This window comes from Chryseobacterium sp. AC417, from assembly GCF_979258215.1.
Genome location: NZ_OZ409845.1, coordinates 1,756,178 through 1,770,041, shown reverse-complemented (window position 1 = coordinate 1,770,041; position 13,864 = coordinate 1,756,178). Strand labels below are relative to the sequence as shown.

The following is a 13,864-nucleotide window of genomic DNA, read 5'->3' as shown; positions in this document are numbered from 1 at the left end:
ACAACGTAATATGTCAAAAGCAATTTCGCAAGTACCATTTGCAGTAAACGAGCCGGTAAATTCTTATGAACCCGGTTCTCCGGAAGTAAAATCTCTGATCGCCCAGTACAAAAAAATGTGGGCACAGAAGATAGAGATTCCAATGGTTATCAATGGTAAAGAAGTAAAAACTGACGATAAAGTTCAGCTTCAGTCTCCTCAGGATCACGCTCACGATTTCGGTTTTTATCACAGAGGGACAATGCAGCATGTAGATGATGCCATCAACGCTGCTTTAGCTGCTAAAAAACAATGGAACGAGCTAGGCTGGGAACACCGAGCTGCCATATTCTTAAAAGCTGCTGATCTTTTGGCAGGACCTTACAGAGATGTAATTAATGCTGCAACAATGATAGGACAGTCTAAAAATGTTCATCAGGCAGAGATTGATGCTGCTTGTGAATTCATTGATTTCTTAAGATTCAATGTAGAATTCATGACAGAAATGTATTCTGAACAGCCTGTTTCTGATGCAGGAATCTGGAATCGTGTAGAATACAGACCTTTAGAAGGATTTGTTTTTGCGGTGACACCATTCAATTTTACAGCAATTTCAGGAAATTTACCTGCATGTATGGCAATGCTTGGAAACGTAGTTGTTTGGAAACCTTCTGACAAGCAAATTTATTCTGCAAAAGTAATCATGGATGTATTGATCGAGGCTGGGCTTCCTGCCGGAGTCATTAACATGGTATTTACAGATGGAAAAGAAACTGCTGAAAAAGTTTTGGCTCACAGAGATTTTGCAGGTCTTCACTTTACAGGATCTACGAAAGTTTTCCAGGGAATGTGGAAAATGATCGGAGATAATATTCACAATTACAGAACATACCCGAGAATCGTTGGAGAAACCGGTGGTAAAGATTTCGTAATCGCTCACCCTTCTGCTAATGTAGAAGCTGTAGCAACAGGTTTAGTTAGAGGTTCTTTTGAATATCAAGGACAAAAATGTTCTGCTGCTTCAAGAGCTTACATCCCAAGATCACTTTGGGCAGACGTGAAAAAAGTAATGGAAGCCCAGATCGCTTCAATCAAAATCGGTTCGCCGGAAGATCCTTCTAATTTCGTGAATGCGGTAATCGATAAAAACTCATTCGAGAAATGCAAAGGATATATTGAAAGAGCTGAAGCATCCAGCAATGCAGAAGTAATTATCGGTGGTAAATGTGACGATTCTAAAGGTTGGTTTGTTAGCCCAACTGTCATTGAAACAACTGATCCTCAATACGAAAGCATGGTTGAAGAAATCTTCGGACCTATCTTATCCGTATTTGTGTACGAAGATCAGGATTGGAAAGAAACCCTTAAAATCGTAGATTCATCTTCTCCTTATTCATTAACCGGTTCTGTATTTTCGCAAGACAGATATGCAACTGACGAGGCTTTCAAAGCACTAGAAAACGCTTCTGGAAACTTCTATATCAATGACAAACCAACAGGTGCCGTTGTAGGACAGCAGCCTTTCGGTGGTGGCAGAGCTTCCGGAACCAATGATAAAGCAGGGTCTAAAATGAACTTATTAAGATGGACCTCTGTGAGAAGCATCAAAGAAACTTTTGTTTCTCCCAAAGATTATAAATATCCATATTTAGGGTAAAAATTAGATCATTATTACCAATAATCTTTTTTTTAAACTACAATACAGCCTCGAAATTTTTCGGGGCTGTATTTTTACTAAATATTTAACATAAATTTAATATATTTACTTTTTAAATGTTCATATTAGACAAATTTTCGGAATAGTTATTGAATACTCCATACTACACCATTTAAAAATTATAATATGAAAAAGTTAATGTTATTAACCCTAGGAATTGGATTTTTCGCAGTAAGTTGCGGCACTAAAGAGAAACAATTATCATCCAGTAACACAGATTCTACAGCGGTAGACGCAACGCAAGCTGCACCGCCTGTAGCAGATACGATGATGACAGTGCCGACGGATTCTATGAAAGTAGATTCTATGTCAACTCCTGCAACCCGATAAAATCTAATGTAAAAATGAAAGTCCGCAGATTCAAGTTCTGCGGATTTTTTATATTTGAAAATCAAAATTTAAATATGTATACTATGAAAAAATTATGGATTGGAGCAGTTTTAGGACTATTATTTTTAGGAAGCTGTGCTCAAAAAAAAGAAAACAGAGAAGAGTTTAAAGAGGATCATAATAAAGATGCAATGCGAAATGATATGGGAGATTCGGCGGTAGCAAATTCAGAACGAAACGCTACAACAGGAAATGATACTACAAATCTGGCAAACGATACTGTCAAAAAGCCAACCGATTACAAAAGCAAAGAATCACGTCCGAATACACAGGTAGGAGGATCAAGATAAGATAAAATCCACAGAGTTTCTGTGGATTTTTTGTTTTTTAACTTATTTAATATTGATTATTTCTAAATATTTTAACAAAATTTTATGAATTCTATTATTAATAATTATAAAGTCTTGTGTGTACATAATTATTACATTTGTATTCAATAAAATATTTCATGAAAAAAACAGCAATATTATCATTCCTATTCTTTGTCGCAATTACATTCGGACAGGGAATTAAATTCGAAGAAGGAAATTTCAAAAGTCTTTTAGCTAAAGCAAAAAAAGAAAACAAACTGGTTTTCGTTGATGCTTATGCAGTCTGGTGCGGACCGTGTAAACTGATGGTGAAAAATATTTTTCCTCTAAAGCCTGTAGGTGATTATTACAACGACCATTTCGTTAATGCAAAAATTGATATGGAAAAAGGTGAAGGGATCGATTTGGCAAAAAAATATAATGTGAAAGTGTTTCCTACTTATCTTTTCATCAACGGTGACGGTGAAGAAGTACACAGAACAATTGGTTACGTAGAAGAAAAAGACTTCATCCAGTTTGCGATGGATGCAGGAGATCCCAACAAAAGACTGACGGCATTAAAACAAAAATTCGAAAAAGGAGAAAAGGATCCTGAATTCCTGAAAAACCTTGCCGGTCTTACCATTTACAATGACGCAGACTTCGCAGGAAGAGTTTTGGATCGTTATTTTAGTGCAAAAAACACTTTAGATCAGGAAGATGTACAGATGATCCTGACAGGAACTCAAACTACAGAAAGCCCTTTATATAAGATTTTTCAGAACAAGAAAGATGAGATCATCAAAGTTTTTCCGGCTGACCGTTATGAAATGTTTGACAAAAACGTGAAGCTAAATACCATCATGAAAAAAACGTACAGTGCTGATACAAAAAAATGGAATGATGCTTATTTTTACACTGAAACTCAGAAGTTTTTGACTAAAGAAGAATCTGAAAAACTTTTGAAAAGAGCAAAATCAAGCAGAGCTTTAAAAGACAAAGATTTTGCAACGTATGAGAAAATGACTTTAGAAGTGTATAAGGATTATTCTGCTGCAGGTTCAGATGAACTCAATTCAATCGCCTGGAATTTCTTTGAGAACGTCAACACAAAATCGTCTCTGGAAACTGCCGTAAAATGGGCTCAGGAATCTGTAAAGAAGCAAGAAAGCTACGCCAATACAGATACTTTAGCCAATCTTTATAATAAAATCGGCGACAAGAAAAACGCTAAAATTTGGGCAGAAAAGTCAATTAATTTAGCAAAGAGTACAGGCCAAGATTCTTCTGACACCGAGAAGTTATTGAACAGTCTTTAAACGAATTTTTTTACCTATTATAAACGAAAGATGAGTCTCACACGGCTCATCTTTCGTTTTCTATATCTATGATCATTCTGAATATTAGACTTTAACCGAATCAACCTATAATTTATTACTAAAACAAATCTATATGTTTTGCATAATAAATTATTATTCCTACAAAAAAGAATAAAAAAAACATAAAACGATGTCTAATTGCTTTGCACAGGAAATTATTCTAATATTCTCTTCAATATGAATTAAATAAATGATCATCATATCGATAAGAAATAAACTAAATTTAAAAATAAAAACCTATTTAAAATAAAAAAATACTATTTTTGTGCATTATTAACACATTTTTTTAACACAAGATGAAATTATCAAAATTATTTATTGTCTTATTCGCTTCTCAATTTACAAGCGTTTACTCACAATGTAGTCTTACAGGCTATACTAAAGTTGCACAAGCTTCCAACTACTCAGGAGCTATTAAAAGTGACGGAACCTTTTGGATCTGGGGAAATTCCTACGGCGGAAACGGAAGCGGCACAGGAAACTATGCACATCCATTCCAGGTTGGTACTGGTACAGATTGGAGCCAGGTTTCTGCGGCTACTTCTTACATTGCTGCTTTAAAAAATGATGGTACAATATGGTCTTTCGGAAGTAGCTATCTGGGAAACTTTTTAGTCCCTACTCAAACAGGAACAGATACTTACAAAGCTATTTCTGCTGGAGACAATGTTCTGTTAGCCATAAAAACTGATGGCACACTCTGGGCTACGGGCATCAATAATTTTGGTGGGTTTGGTAACGGTAACTACACTTCTGTCCTTGGTTTTGTGCAAATAGGAACTGATACCGATTGGGCTTCCATCAGTACAGGACCTCAACATTCCTTAGCAATTAAAAATAACGGAACGCTTTGGGCTACAGGTACAAATACCTCCGGACAAACAGGATTAGGTACATCAACTAACGTTTTTACACAAGTAGGAACTGCAACAAACTGGAAGCAATCTGCAGCAGGATTATCTCATTCACTAGCTGTTAAAACTGATGGTACACTGTGGTCATGGGGAAGCAGTGCAGATGGAGCATTAGGAAATGGAACAACTACACCCAACGTAAGTGTTCCAACGCAAGTAGGAACAGATACCAATTGGGTAAGTGCAGGAGCAGGAGACAACACTTCTTTTGCTTTAAAAACTGATTCTTCTCTATGGGCTTTTGGAAATGACAGCTCGGGAAAACTAGGAAACGGCGCTCCAGTTGCAACTTCTGCTACTCCTTCTCTTGTTATTGGCAGCACTTGGACAACAATTCCGGTTCGATTTGGAGCCAACCATTCTGGAGGAATTAAGTCGGATGGTACATTATGGGCTTGGGGAAATGACGGAACTTACCAATTAGGTAATGCAGACGGAACTCTTACATCAGTAGACACTCCTACACAGGTGACATGTACAGATAATGTTTTGGCTGTAAATGATGTTAGCAATACTGAAAAGACATCAATTCTATATCCTAATCCTGCTAAAGATTTTATCTTTATTAAATCTGATCAGAAAATAAAAACTGTAGATATCACAGCTGTAACAGGACAGTTTATAAAATCAATTGAAGTAAATAATAATAATAAAATAGATATCCGAGATTTAGAGGCCGGAACTTATTTATTCACTATTAAGAGTAATTCATCTAAAAAGGTTCAAAAAGTTATTGTGAATAACCATTGAATTAGTTATTTTAAAAGGACTTTAGTACAACTAAAGTCCTTTTATTTTTAATTAAACGGGGTAAAGAAAGTTTTACTAGGTCTAATATTCAAACAAAATACTTCCCCAGGTAAAACCACTTCCAAAAGCTGAAAGAAGCACCAAGTCTCCTCTTTTCACTTTCCCTAGTTCAATCGCTTCATGCAAAGCAATCGGAATAGAAGCGGCGGTAGTATTTCCGTATTTCTGGATGTTATTATGAATTTTTTCATCCGGCAAACCGAATTTCTGCTGAACGAACTGGGCAATCCTTAAATTAGCCTGATGCGGAATAAACATATCCAAATCTTCAATTGTTTTTCCGGCTTTATTTAAAGCTTCCTGCATCGTTTCGGGAAATCTTGTCACGGCATGTTTGAAAACAAAATTTCCGTTCATGATCGGGTATACTTCTTTATCCGTTACATTTTCCGGCTCTTTTCTCATTCTGTCACTCCATCCATACTTAGAACCAGGAAACTGCGTACACAATTCATCCGCATATTTCCCTTCGGAATGCATATTCATGGCTAAAATATCTCCTGCATCTTCATCTTCGGTTGCAGAAAGCACGATCGCTCCTGCCCCATCACCAAAAATCACAGAAACTCCTCTTCCTTCATCTGAAAAATCTAATCCGAAAGAATGAACTTCAGCTCCTACAACCAGAATATTTTTATAAGTTCCTGATTTTATAAAAGCATTCGCAACACTCATCGCATAAACAAATCCTGAACACTGATTTCTTACATCCAGTGCACCGATCGTATCACAACCCAGTAAATCCTGAAGCAAGACGCCGCAACCTGAAAAATAATAATCCGGTGAAAGCGTTGCAAAAACAATGTAATCAATATCTTTTGCCGTTAAGCCAGCTTGCTGAAGTGCCTTTTCTGAAGCTTTAAAACCTAAAAACGCTGTCGTTTCCTGAGTATCATTCCTGTTGATTCTGTGTCTTCGCTCTTTGATACCTGTACGTTCCGTAATCCATTCGTCATTGGTGGTCATTAATTTGGCTAAATCATCATTGGTCACAACATGATCCGGAACGTGAAATCCGATCCCTTTTATTGTACTTTTAATCATATAGTTTGTTTAATTTTGGTAAAGATAAAACTTTATTCTGCACATCACTTTTTTAAAATAAATAGTATTTTTACTTCATGCCTATTAACACAATTTACAGAGATCCGGGATGCGAATGGATAGACGTAGAAGCGCCTACCGCCGAAGATATGAAATATCTCCATGAAAGATATGAGATCAACAATCTCCTTCTGGAAGACACCTTAGATCCCAATCACCTCCCAAAATATGAAGAAGACGGAAATATAAAATTCTTTCTTTTGCGCGAAAGCACCGAACTGGAACGTAAAAACCTTAATACCATCAGTGATATCAGTACCAAAATCGGAATTTTCCTTTTAGAAAAAACCATCATTACGATCCACCGAATGAAAGCGAAAAGTATTACTGAAACCAAGAAAGATCTTACCGAAAGTTCAGATGAAGCATCGCCTCAAAAGATCGCACTGATGATTTCTCTGGTCATTATGAAAACTTTTGATGATGAAGCCATCAGTCTTTTTGAAACAATGGACAATATTGAGAATGAAATTTTCCTGAAAAACACCAACCACACCAATCAAATCCGGAGATTGTATAAATTAAAAAGGAAATCCGGATTAAATTCCCGGGTTTTAACCATTTCCAATGATGCGATTGATAAGTTTAAATTACTGGATCTACAGGATTCTGAAGTGGTCGATTTAAAAGACAAACAAAAAGATGTCGTTGCAGATTTTGACCATTTGAATATACAGCTTACCAACTTAATTTCGATGTTTCTTGCATTATCCGATCAGAAAGCCAATCAGGTCATGAAAGTTCTGGCAATTTATTCTGTATACTTTTTACCGATCACTTTTATCGCAGGATTATATGGAATGAACTTCGACAATATGCCGGAATTAAGAACACAGAACGGTTATTTTTATACGCTGGGTTTAATGGCGGTGATTGTAATCTGTACCTTTATTTATGCGAGAAGAAAGCAATGGTAATTTTTTAAATCTTTAAACTTACCCAAAAACACCAAACCAAAATCATGAAAACCGAAATCCTTCAAAAAATCCTTGAGGACGACGTACTTTCTCAGGAATCTAAAGAAAAGCTTACCGCTTTGCATGAGAACATTTCCACCAGAGAATTCTCTGATATTCTCGATGCTGAAGGCAATCAGTATATCGAATTTGTACAGGAAGGCGGCGGAGTTTGGGGAAGCGCTTTGGTGGGCTATCTGTATGCACTGGAAATATTCGGAATCCGGTTTCTGAAAATTGCGGGAACAAGTGCAGGAGCGATCAATACGATGCTCATCGCAGCCTGTAAAACCAAAGAAGAAGCTAAAGCTGACGTTATCAAAGATATTTTATTCAATTGGGATTTTTCAGATTTTATGGATGGGAAAGCGTATGTGAGAACTACCATTCATGCAATGCTCAACAATAAAAATTTCATTAAAATCAACAGCATTCTTTTTGGGATTACCTTGATTATTCTTATCGCCATTCCTTTTATGATTGAAACGGAAAGATCTTGGCAGGCAAAACTTTGGTTTCTCGTTCCTATTGTTCCTTTGGTGATTGTGTTTTTTATGGTTAAGAAATTCTACATTGATTTCAGAAAAAGCAATAGCGGACTCAACCCCGGAACTGTTTTCCTCAAACAAATGACTGATGTGATGAACGGATTCGGTATCAAAACCGTTGCCGAACTCAACGAAAGATTCATTCAAAAAGAAGACCGACTCAACCTTAATTACCGCTACGGAAATGGATCAGAATTTTACAGCAATGCACTGAAAGGGATTGAGGAAATTAAAAATAACAATCTTGAACACATCGACAAAACCCGTTACAAAATATTCTATGAAAGTGCTTTAAACAACGACTATTACAGAGACAGTCCTTTCTACGGATTACAATCGGAATACATTGTGATCACAACCGACATCAATGCAAAAATAAAAGTTGAACTTCCGACAATGGCGAATCTGTATTGGTCTGAAGAAGAACTGAAACACATCAGTCCGGCAGAATTTGTACGGGCATCGATGTCTGTACCTTTCTTTTTTGAACCGATGCAGAAACTCATCAATAAAGAAGATGATTCTGTACAATACGCCTGGAAATTCTGGATAAATACACCAAAAGAAGACATTTATCCTGTCGGGATTTTTATTGATGGCGGCACCCTTTCCAATTTCCCGATTGATCTTTTTCACATGAATGACATTTTTTATCCGAGACTTCCTTTGTTTGGCGTACAGCTCACCAGCGATTCTGAAATTTTGGGAGAGAAAGGAAAAACAAGCGAACAAATCCTTAAAACTCCCCTTTCCTATGCGGGAAATATCATCGGAACGTTAAAAGGTTTTAACGACAAAACTTTTCTGACGAAAAACTCTTTTTACAATCATTTCAGCATCAAAACCGTCAACTGCGGAACGAGCAGCTGGCTTAATTTCTTTATGAAACGAGAAGAAAAAGAACAGCTCTTCAATGCCGGATTTCTAGCAGCCCTCGATTTCCTCAACCAATTTGACTGGGCACAATACAAATGTGAAAGAATGATGGTTGCCATGAAGGAGAAAAAGATTTTGAAGGAAGAGGATACGAAAACGGTGGGGTGAGTGAATTTTAATATATTTGGTTATTATTAATTTTATATACTAATATGATTTTAGAAGACTTTGATTATAAAAATATTTTTGAAACTTTAGAATTTACACCAAGTGAATCATTAGAATCAGAAACTCTAGAATTTAAGAACTACAGTAATGAAAGCGCTCTGCATAATTCCAAAGAATTAGCGGAAGAGATTTCTGCTTTAGCAAATCATTTAGGAGGAGTTATTATTATTGGGATTAAAGATTCTTCTGATATTAAAAATCTTAATTGGATAGATCAATTACATGGTTTTTGCAAAGTTGACTTAGATACAACTAAAGAAAGAATTAAGGGGAAATTAAAACCAAATTTAGAAATAAAACTCAACTGTTTTGAATACAAAAATAACCAATATCTAATTATTCTTGTGCCCCGCAGAAATGATTCCGTTGTAGCAACATCAAGCGGTAAAATTTGTATAAGAGATGGAAAATCCAGTAGACCGGCTACACCTGATGAGATAGAAAATCTTGTTAAATCATTACAATTTTATGATTGGAGCAATAATGATATAAACATAGATATTGATGAAGCATTAAATCAAGATTCTCTTAATGAAGCATACCAAATCTATTTATCAAAAAGAAATATTTCTCAATCTGAAATGACAAAAACAGCTTTTTTAGAGTCGATAGGAGTTACTAAAAACGGCATTCTTAATAAAGGCGGATTATTATTTTTAGGAAAAGCAAGCTTCATCAAAAAGTATCTTGGAAATTATGAATACAGATTTACTTGGAAATTGAAAAATGGAGATTTAAAGATTAATGAAGTATGGTCAGATTGTATATGGAACAGTGTTAAAATTGCTAAGGAATACTTTAATAAATGTAATAACCAAATGACATTTGAATTTCAAGGTGAAAATTTTACATTTTATCAATTAGATGAAACTGCATTTCATGAAGCTTTTCTTAATGCTTTAGTTCACAGAGATTATTCGCATGATGGAATGGTATCTATAAATTTTACTGGCAAACAATTAAAAATTAGCAGTCCTGGTTGTTTTTATGGAGGCATTAGTAGTGAAAATATAGTTTTTCATGAGCCCCGCCATAGAAACAAATCTTTAGCAAATACTTTAATGCTATTCCAATTGGTTGATAGAGCTGGAGTTGGAGTAACTAGAATTGGTCTAAGTTCTCTAAAATACGGAAGATCATTTCCTGAATTTATAGAAAACAACAGCAATATTGAGGTAATTATGGAGGCAGAATATCTTAGAACTGAAATATTTGTAATTACACACAGAAAAAATGAATTAGGCATTATAGATTTATTTATACTTAATAGTGTATTTGGTACTGGTCATATTTTGGTAAATGATTTAGAAAATAGACTAAAAAAAATTACAGAAAAACCTTGGTTAGGTATTGAACAAGCCATGAGTGATGATTCAATTAAATCTTATGTAGAATATGTTGGAACTGCAAATGGATTGTATATTTGTGTCAAAGATTTATATAAAGATTTTTTCCATGTTAAAAAAGCAATAAAAAAAACAGCGACTAATGAAAAACATATTAATTTATACAAATTTTTAAAGGAGTTTCAAAGTGGTAGTAATGAAGAAATAACAACACTATTGGGATATAAGCACGCGTCACAAACTAGCTTATTTTTAAAAAAAACCGCATATGTGAAAAAAGGTAAGTCTGCAAATAGTAGATGGACATTTAAATAGTTTTACCACCATATTGAATCATAAAAAAAACCATGGCCACAAAAACAGACCTCAGAGAATCTCTCAACCTGTCCAATTTAGAAACAACAACTCCTGCAGAAATATTTCAAAACGAAACCCTGCGTCCCATTTTAAAATTGCAAAACGATTTGTACACTTTACTGTTTACCAATTATGCCATCCGTCAGAATTCAAATTTTAATGCGCTGTCTTCCTCGAAAAAAGCAGTGATGATCGAGCAAAGCCTACAAAAGGATAATGTTTTAAAAAATACTTTCATCGGAATGACCATTGGAATGTTTACTTTGGAGGAATTGGAAGTGTATCAATCTGACAGCAAAGTTTTCAATAAAAGAATCATCACGATGCTTATTGAGAGACTGAAAAGCCAGATGAAATAATTTAAAAGTTGATTTCTGTTTAAATAACTAAAGTTGAAGATAAAATTAGGGATTCTTTCTTTTTTGTCAGATTGACTCATTATGATAACCTACCCTTTCTTCCACATCGGATTAAATTTCAAAATCTCCTCATTCACCACACAACCTTCTGCATGAGCACCTTTCAGAAAACCAATGCTCATCAGAAATTCATTCACAATTTCTCCGCCGGTGAATTTGAATGTTTTTTTGAAAATTTTCATCCATTCAGGTAAAGTTTTGGGATGATGATGTTCCAGCCATTTTTCAAACGAGCCGAATTCTTTTTGAAGTTCGATGATGGTTTTGGCATTTTCTATGGCAGCGTTTACCTTCAGTTTATTTCTGATAATTCCGGGATCAGCCAGATAATCTTTCACGATCTTCGTCGGTGTAAGCGGCAATTTTTTCAATATTAAAATTGTCATACGCTTTTCTGAAACCATCTTCCTTTTTTAAAATTGTTTCCCAGCTCAAACCTGCCTGATTGATTTCCATGATGAGTCTTCCGAACAATTCGTTATCATCGTGAATCGGAAAACCGTAATGATTGTCGTGGTACTTTTTGTGCAGTTCTTTTCGGCTTTCAGGCTGCATGGTTTCGATGGCGGAACAATAACTCATGAGAATAATTTATTTAAATTTTAACAAAGATAAGATGAGTTGGTGACAAATGTTTGTCAGTAGAATTTTTTCAATAAAAAAACCTCCAAAAATTTTCAGAGGTTTATATTTTTTAGTGCATCGCTTCACTCAGATCTATTTTTTCTTTGCTTTTCCGTTCTTTAATAAATAAAATAAACGGTATACAGACTAAGAAAACAACTCCCAGATAAAGGAAAACATCCATATAAGATAAAACAGTTGCCTGTTTGGTGACAGTCATATCCATCACTTTGTACGCAGCATTCATTGCGTTGTCAGGTGTCATTCCCTTTGCGATAAAGCTGGCTTTTAAACCTGCCAATCTTTGCTGAACATCCAGGCTGTCACTGTCGAGATGGGAAATTAAGTTCATCCTGTATTTCTGTCCCGCATTCGCAATAAATGTAGTAATAGCTGCAATTCCGAACGAACCGCCGAGTTGTCTCATCATCCCGGTAAAAGCTGCTCCCTGACCGATTTCCTGGCCTTTTAATGTACTTAAAGATAATGAGGTAATTGGGATAAATAATAATCCTAATCCCATTCCGCGGACAATCAGCATCCAGAAAAACGCCTCTTTACTTGTATCAGGAGTCAAGATTTTATAACCCCAGAAACTGTAGATAAAGAAGATTAACAATCCTAATGAAACCAAAATCTGCTGTTTGACACCTTTGGTTAATAATTTACCAATAATAGGCATCATAAAAGCTGTCGTCAATGCTGCAGGAATCATTAATGCACCGGACTGAAGCGCCGTCCATCCCAAAACACTCTGTGTATATAAAGGAACAATAAATGTTGACCCGTACAACCCGAATCCTAACACGAAGGACATCACGGTTCCTATCCGAAGGTTACCATTTTTCAAAACCCGTAATTCTACAATCGGATATTTACAGGTTAACTCCCGCCACAGGAATAAGATAAATCCTAACACTGCAGTTGTGGTAAAAGTAACGATCATTCCGCTTTCAAACCAATCTTCTTCGTGACCTCTTTCCAAGATAAACTGAAGCGAACCAACCGTTAATGCCAATAACATGATTCCTAACCAGTCGACATCTGAAGCTTTACGTTTTTCAGAAAATTTCGGACTTCTTACAAACTGTAATGTCATCAAAGTTGCTGCAATCCCAAGTGGAATATTGATGTAAAAAATATACGGCCAGCTGAAATTATCTACAATATAACCTCCTAATGGCGGACCTAAAGTCGGGCCAATAATAACTCCCAAACCATAAATTGCCTGCGCCATACTGCGTTTTTCCACCGGATACGATTCGGTGATAATCGTTTGTGAGGTTACGAGTAATGCTCCACCTCCGATTCCCTGACAAAGCCTGAAAAAAACCAGTTCCCAAATATTATCCGCATTTCCGCATAAGAATGAGAAAACGGTAAATATGATAATGGAAGCTGCGAAATAATTTCGTCTTCCAAACTGCTGAGAAAGCCAGCTCGTCATGGGTACAATGATGACGTTACCGATGGCATACGCTGTAATTACCCAACCTACTTCAGAAAGTGTGGCTCCCAAATTACCCTTCATCTCGTTGAGGGCAACGTTCACGATCGTGGAATCCACAATTTCAAGCAAAGCACAAAGAATCGCTGTGATCGTGATGATCACTCTTCGGGCTCCGTATTCTACTAATGAATCTTGCATTCTTTTTTAGTGTATTTCAAAGATTAAGAGAAAAAGATTGAGTTTAGATTTTGGCTAAAGCCAATGGTTTTTGGTCTTTTAAAAATGGGCTAAAGCCCATTCCTATTGATAAAACATTTGACTGTTATTTAAAATAAATTGAATTTAGAATAGGTGATTCCTCAAAACTATCTGATCTATTAATCCTTAAAGAATTTTTTATAAAAATGAATTGTCAATAATCAATCAACATCGTCGTCAATTTTACTACTTCATATCCAATTAACATCAATATACTCC

At 35.6% G+C, this 13,864-nt stretch carries 11 protein-coding genes and 1 pseudogene; 9 read left to right on the top strand and 3 right to left on the bottom strand.

Translation table 11 applies throughout. The features are described 5' to 3' along the window. The first annotated feature begins 10 nt into the window (after nucleotides 1-10). The 5 genes from pruA to ACZZ9T_RS08535 all read left to right on the top strand — a co-directional run bounded on the left by pruA (nucleotide 11) and on the right by ACZZ9T_RS08535 (nucleotide 5,419). Nucleotides 11-1,636, top strand: a complete 1,626-nt coding sequence (gene pruA, locus ACZZ9T_RS08555) for an L-glutamate gamma-semialdehyde dehydrogenase (protein WP_463441720.1) — start codon at nucleotides 11-13, stop codon at nucleotides 1,634-1,636. A 186-nt stretch (nucleotides 1,637-1,822) separates the two neighbouring features. Beyond that, nucleotides 1,823-2,026 carry a cytochrome C551 gene (locus tag ACZZ9T_RS08550; protein ID WP_463431364.1) on the top strand — a complete coding sequence of 68 codons (204 nt, stop codon included), beginning with the start codon at nucleotides 1,823-1,825 and terminating at the stop codon, nucleotides 2,024-2,026. Nucleotides 2,027-2,109: 83 nt separating this feature from the next. Further along, nucleotides 2,110-2,376: a hypothetical protein gene (locus ACZZ9T_RS08545; protein ID WP_463441719.1), complete on the top strand. Its 267-nt coding sequence runs from the start codon at nucleotides 2,110-2,112 to the stop codon at nucleotides 2,374-2,376. Nucleotides 2,377-2,534: 158 nt separating this feature from the next. Next, the gene (locus tag ACZZ9T_RS08540) at nucleotides 2,535-3,695 is read left to right on the top strand and encodes a thioredoxin family protein (protein WP_463441718.1); all 1,161 of its coding nucleotides are present in this window, start codon (nucleotides 2,535-2,537) and stop codon (nucleotides 3,693-3,695) included. 356 nt (nucleotides 3,696-4,051) lie between these two features. Then, nucleotides 4,052-5,419, top strand: coding sequence for a T9SS type A sorting domain-containing protein (locus tag ACZZ9T_RS08535; protein ID WP_463441717.1), 1,368 nt, complete (start codon nucleotides 4,052-4,054; stop codon nucleotides 5,417-5,419). Between the two features lie 81 nt (nucleotides 5,420-5,500). Here the strand turns inward: ACZZ9T_RS08535 and ACZZ9T_RS08530 are convergent, their stop codons facing one another. Then, a complete protein-coding gene (locus tag ACZZ9T_RS08530) occupies nucleotides 5,501-6,523 on the bottom strand; it encodes a 3-oxoacyl-ACP synthase III family protein (RefSeq protein WP_463441716.1) in 1,023 nt (340 codons plus the stop codon). A gap of 77 nt (nucleotides 6,524-6,600) precedes the next feature. Here ACZZ9T_RS08530 and ACZZ9T_RS08525 point away from each other — a divergent pair, with 77 nt between their 5' ends. From ACZZ9T_RS08525 to ACZZ9T_RS08510, 4 genes are read left to right on the top strand one after another with little or no spacing between them, the layout of a single operon-like run. After that, a complete protein-coding gene (locus tag ACZZ9T_RS08525) occupies nucleotides 6,601-7,500 on the top strand; it encodes a magnesium transporter CorA family protein (RefSeq protein ID WP_463431357.1) in 900 nt (299 codons plus the stop codon). Nucleotides 7,501-7,544: 44 nt separating this feature from the next. Continuing rightward, nucleotides 7,545-9,131 (top strand): patatin-like phospholipase family protein, encoded by a 1,587-nt coding sequence (locus ACZZ9T_RS08520; RefSeq protein ID WP_463441715.1) that lies wholly within the window; start codon nucleotides 7,545-7,547, stop codon nucleotides 9,129-9,131. Nucleotides 9,132-9,175: 44 nt separating this feature from the next. Beyond that, nucleotides 9,176-10,852, top strand: a complete 1,677-nt coding sequence (locus tag ACZZ9T_RS08515; protein WP_463441714.1) for an RNA-binding domain-containing protein — start codon at nucleotides 9,176-9,178, stop codon at nucleotides 10,850-10,852. A 32-nt stretch (nucleotides 10,853-10,884) separates the two neighbouring features. Continuing rightward, nucleotides 10,885-11,253: a glyoxalase gene (locus ACZZ9T_RS08510; RefSeq protein WP_463441713.1), complete on the top strand. Its 369-nt coding sequence runs from the start codon at nucleotides 10,885-10,887 to the stop codon at nucleotides 11,251-11,253. 89 nt (nucleotides 11,254-11,342) lie between these two features. Here ACZZ9T_RS08510 and ACZZ9T_RS08505 read toward each other — a convergent pair. Continuing rightward, a pseudogene (locus ACZZ9T_RS08505) lies at nucleotides 11,343-11,895 on the bottom strand (DNA-3-methyladenine glycosylase I). Nucleotides 11,896-12,007: 112 nt separating this feature from the next. Beyond that, complete coding sequence (locus ACZZ9T_RS08500; RefSeq protein WP_463431339.1) at nucleotides 12,008-13,585, bottom strand: DHA2 family efflux MFS transporter permease subunit; 1,578 nt, start codon at nucleotides 13,583-13,585, stop codon at nucleotides 12,008-12,010. Nucleotides 13,586-13,864 lie beyond the last annotated feature (279 nt).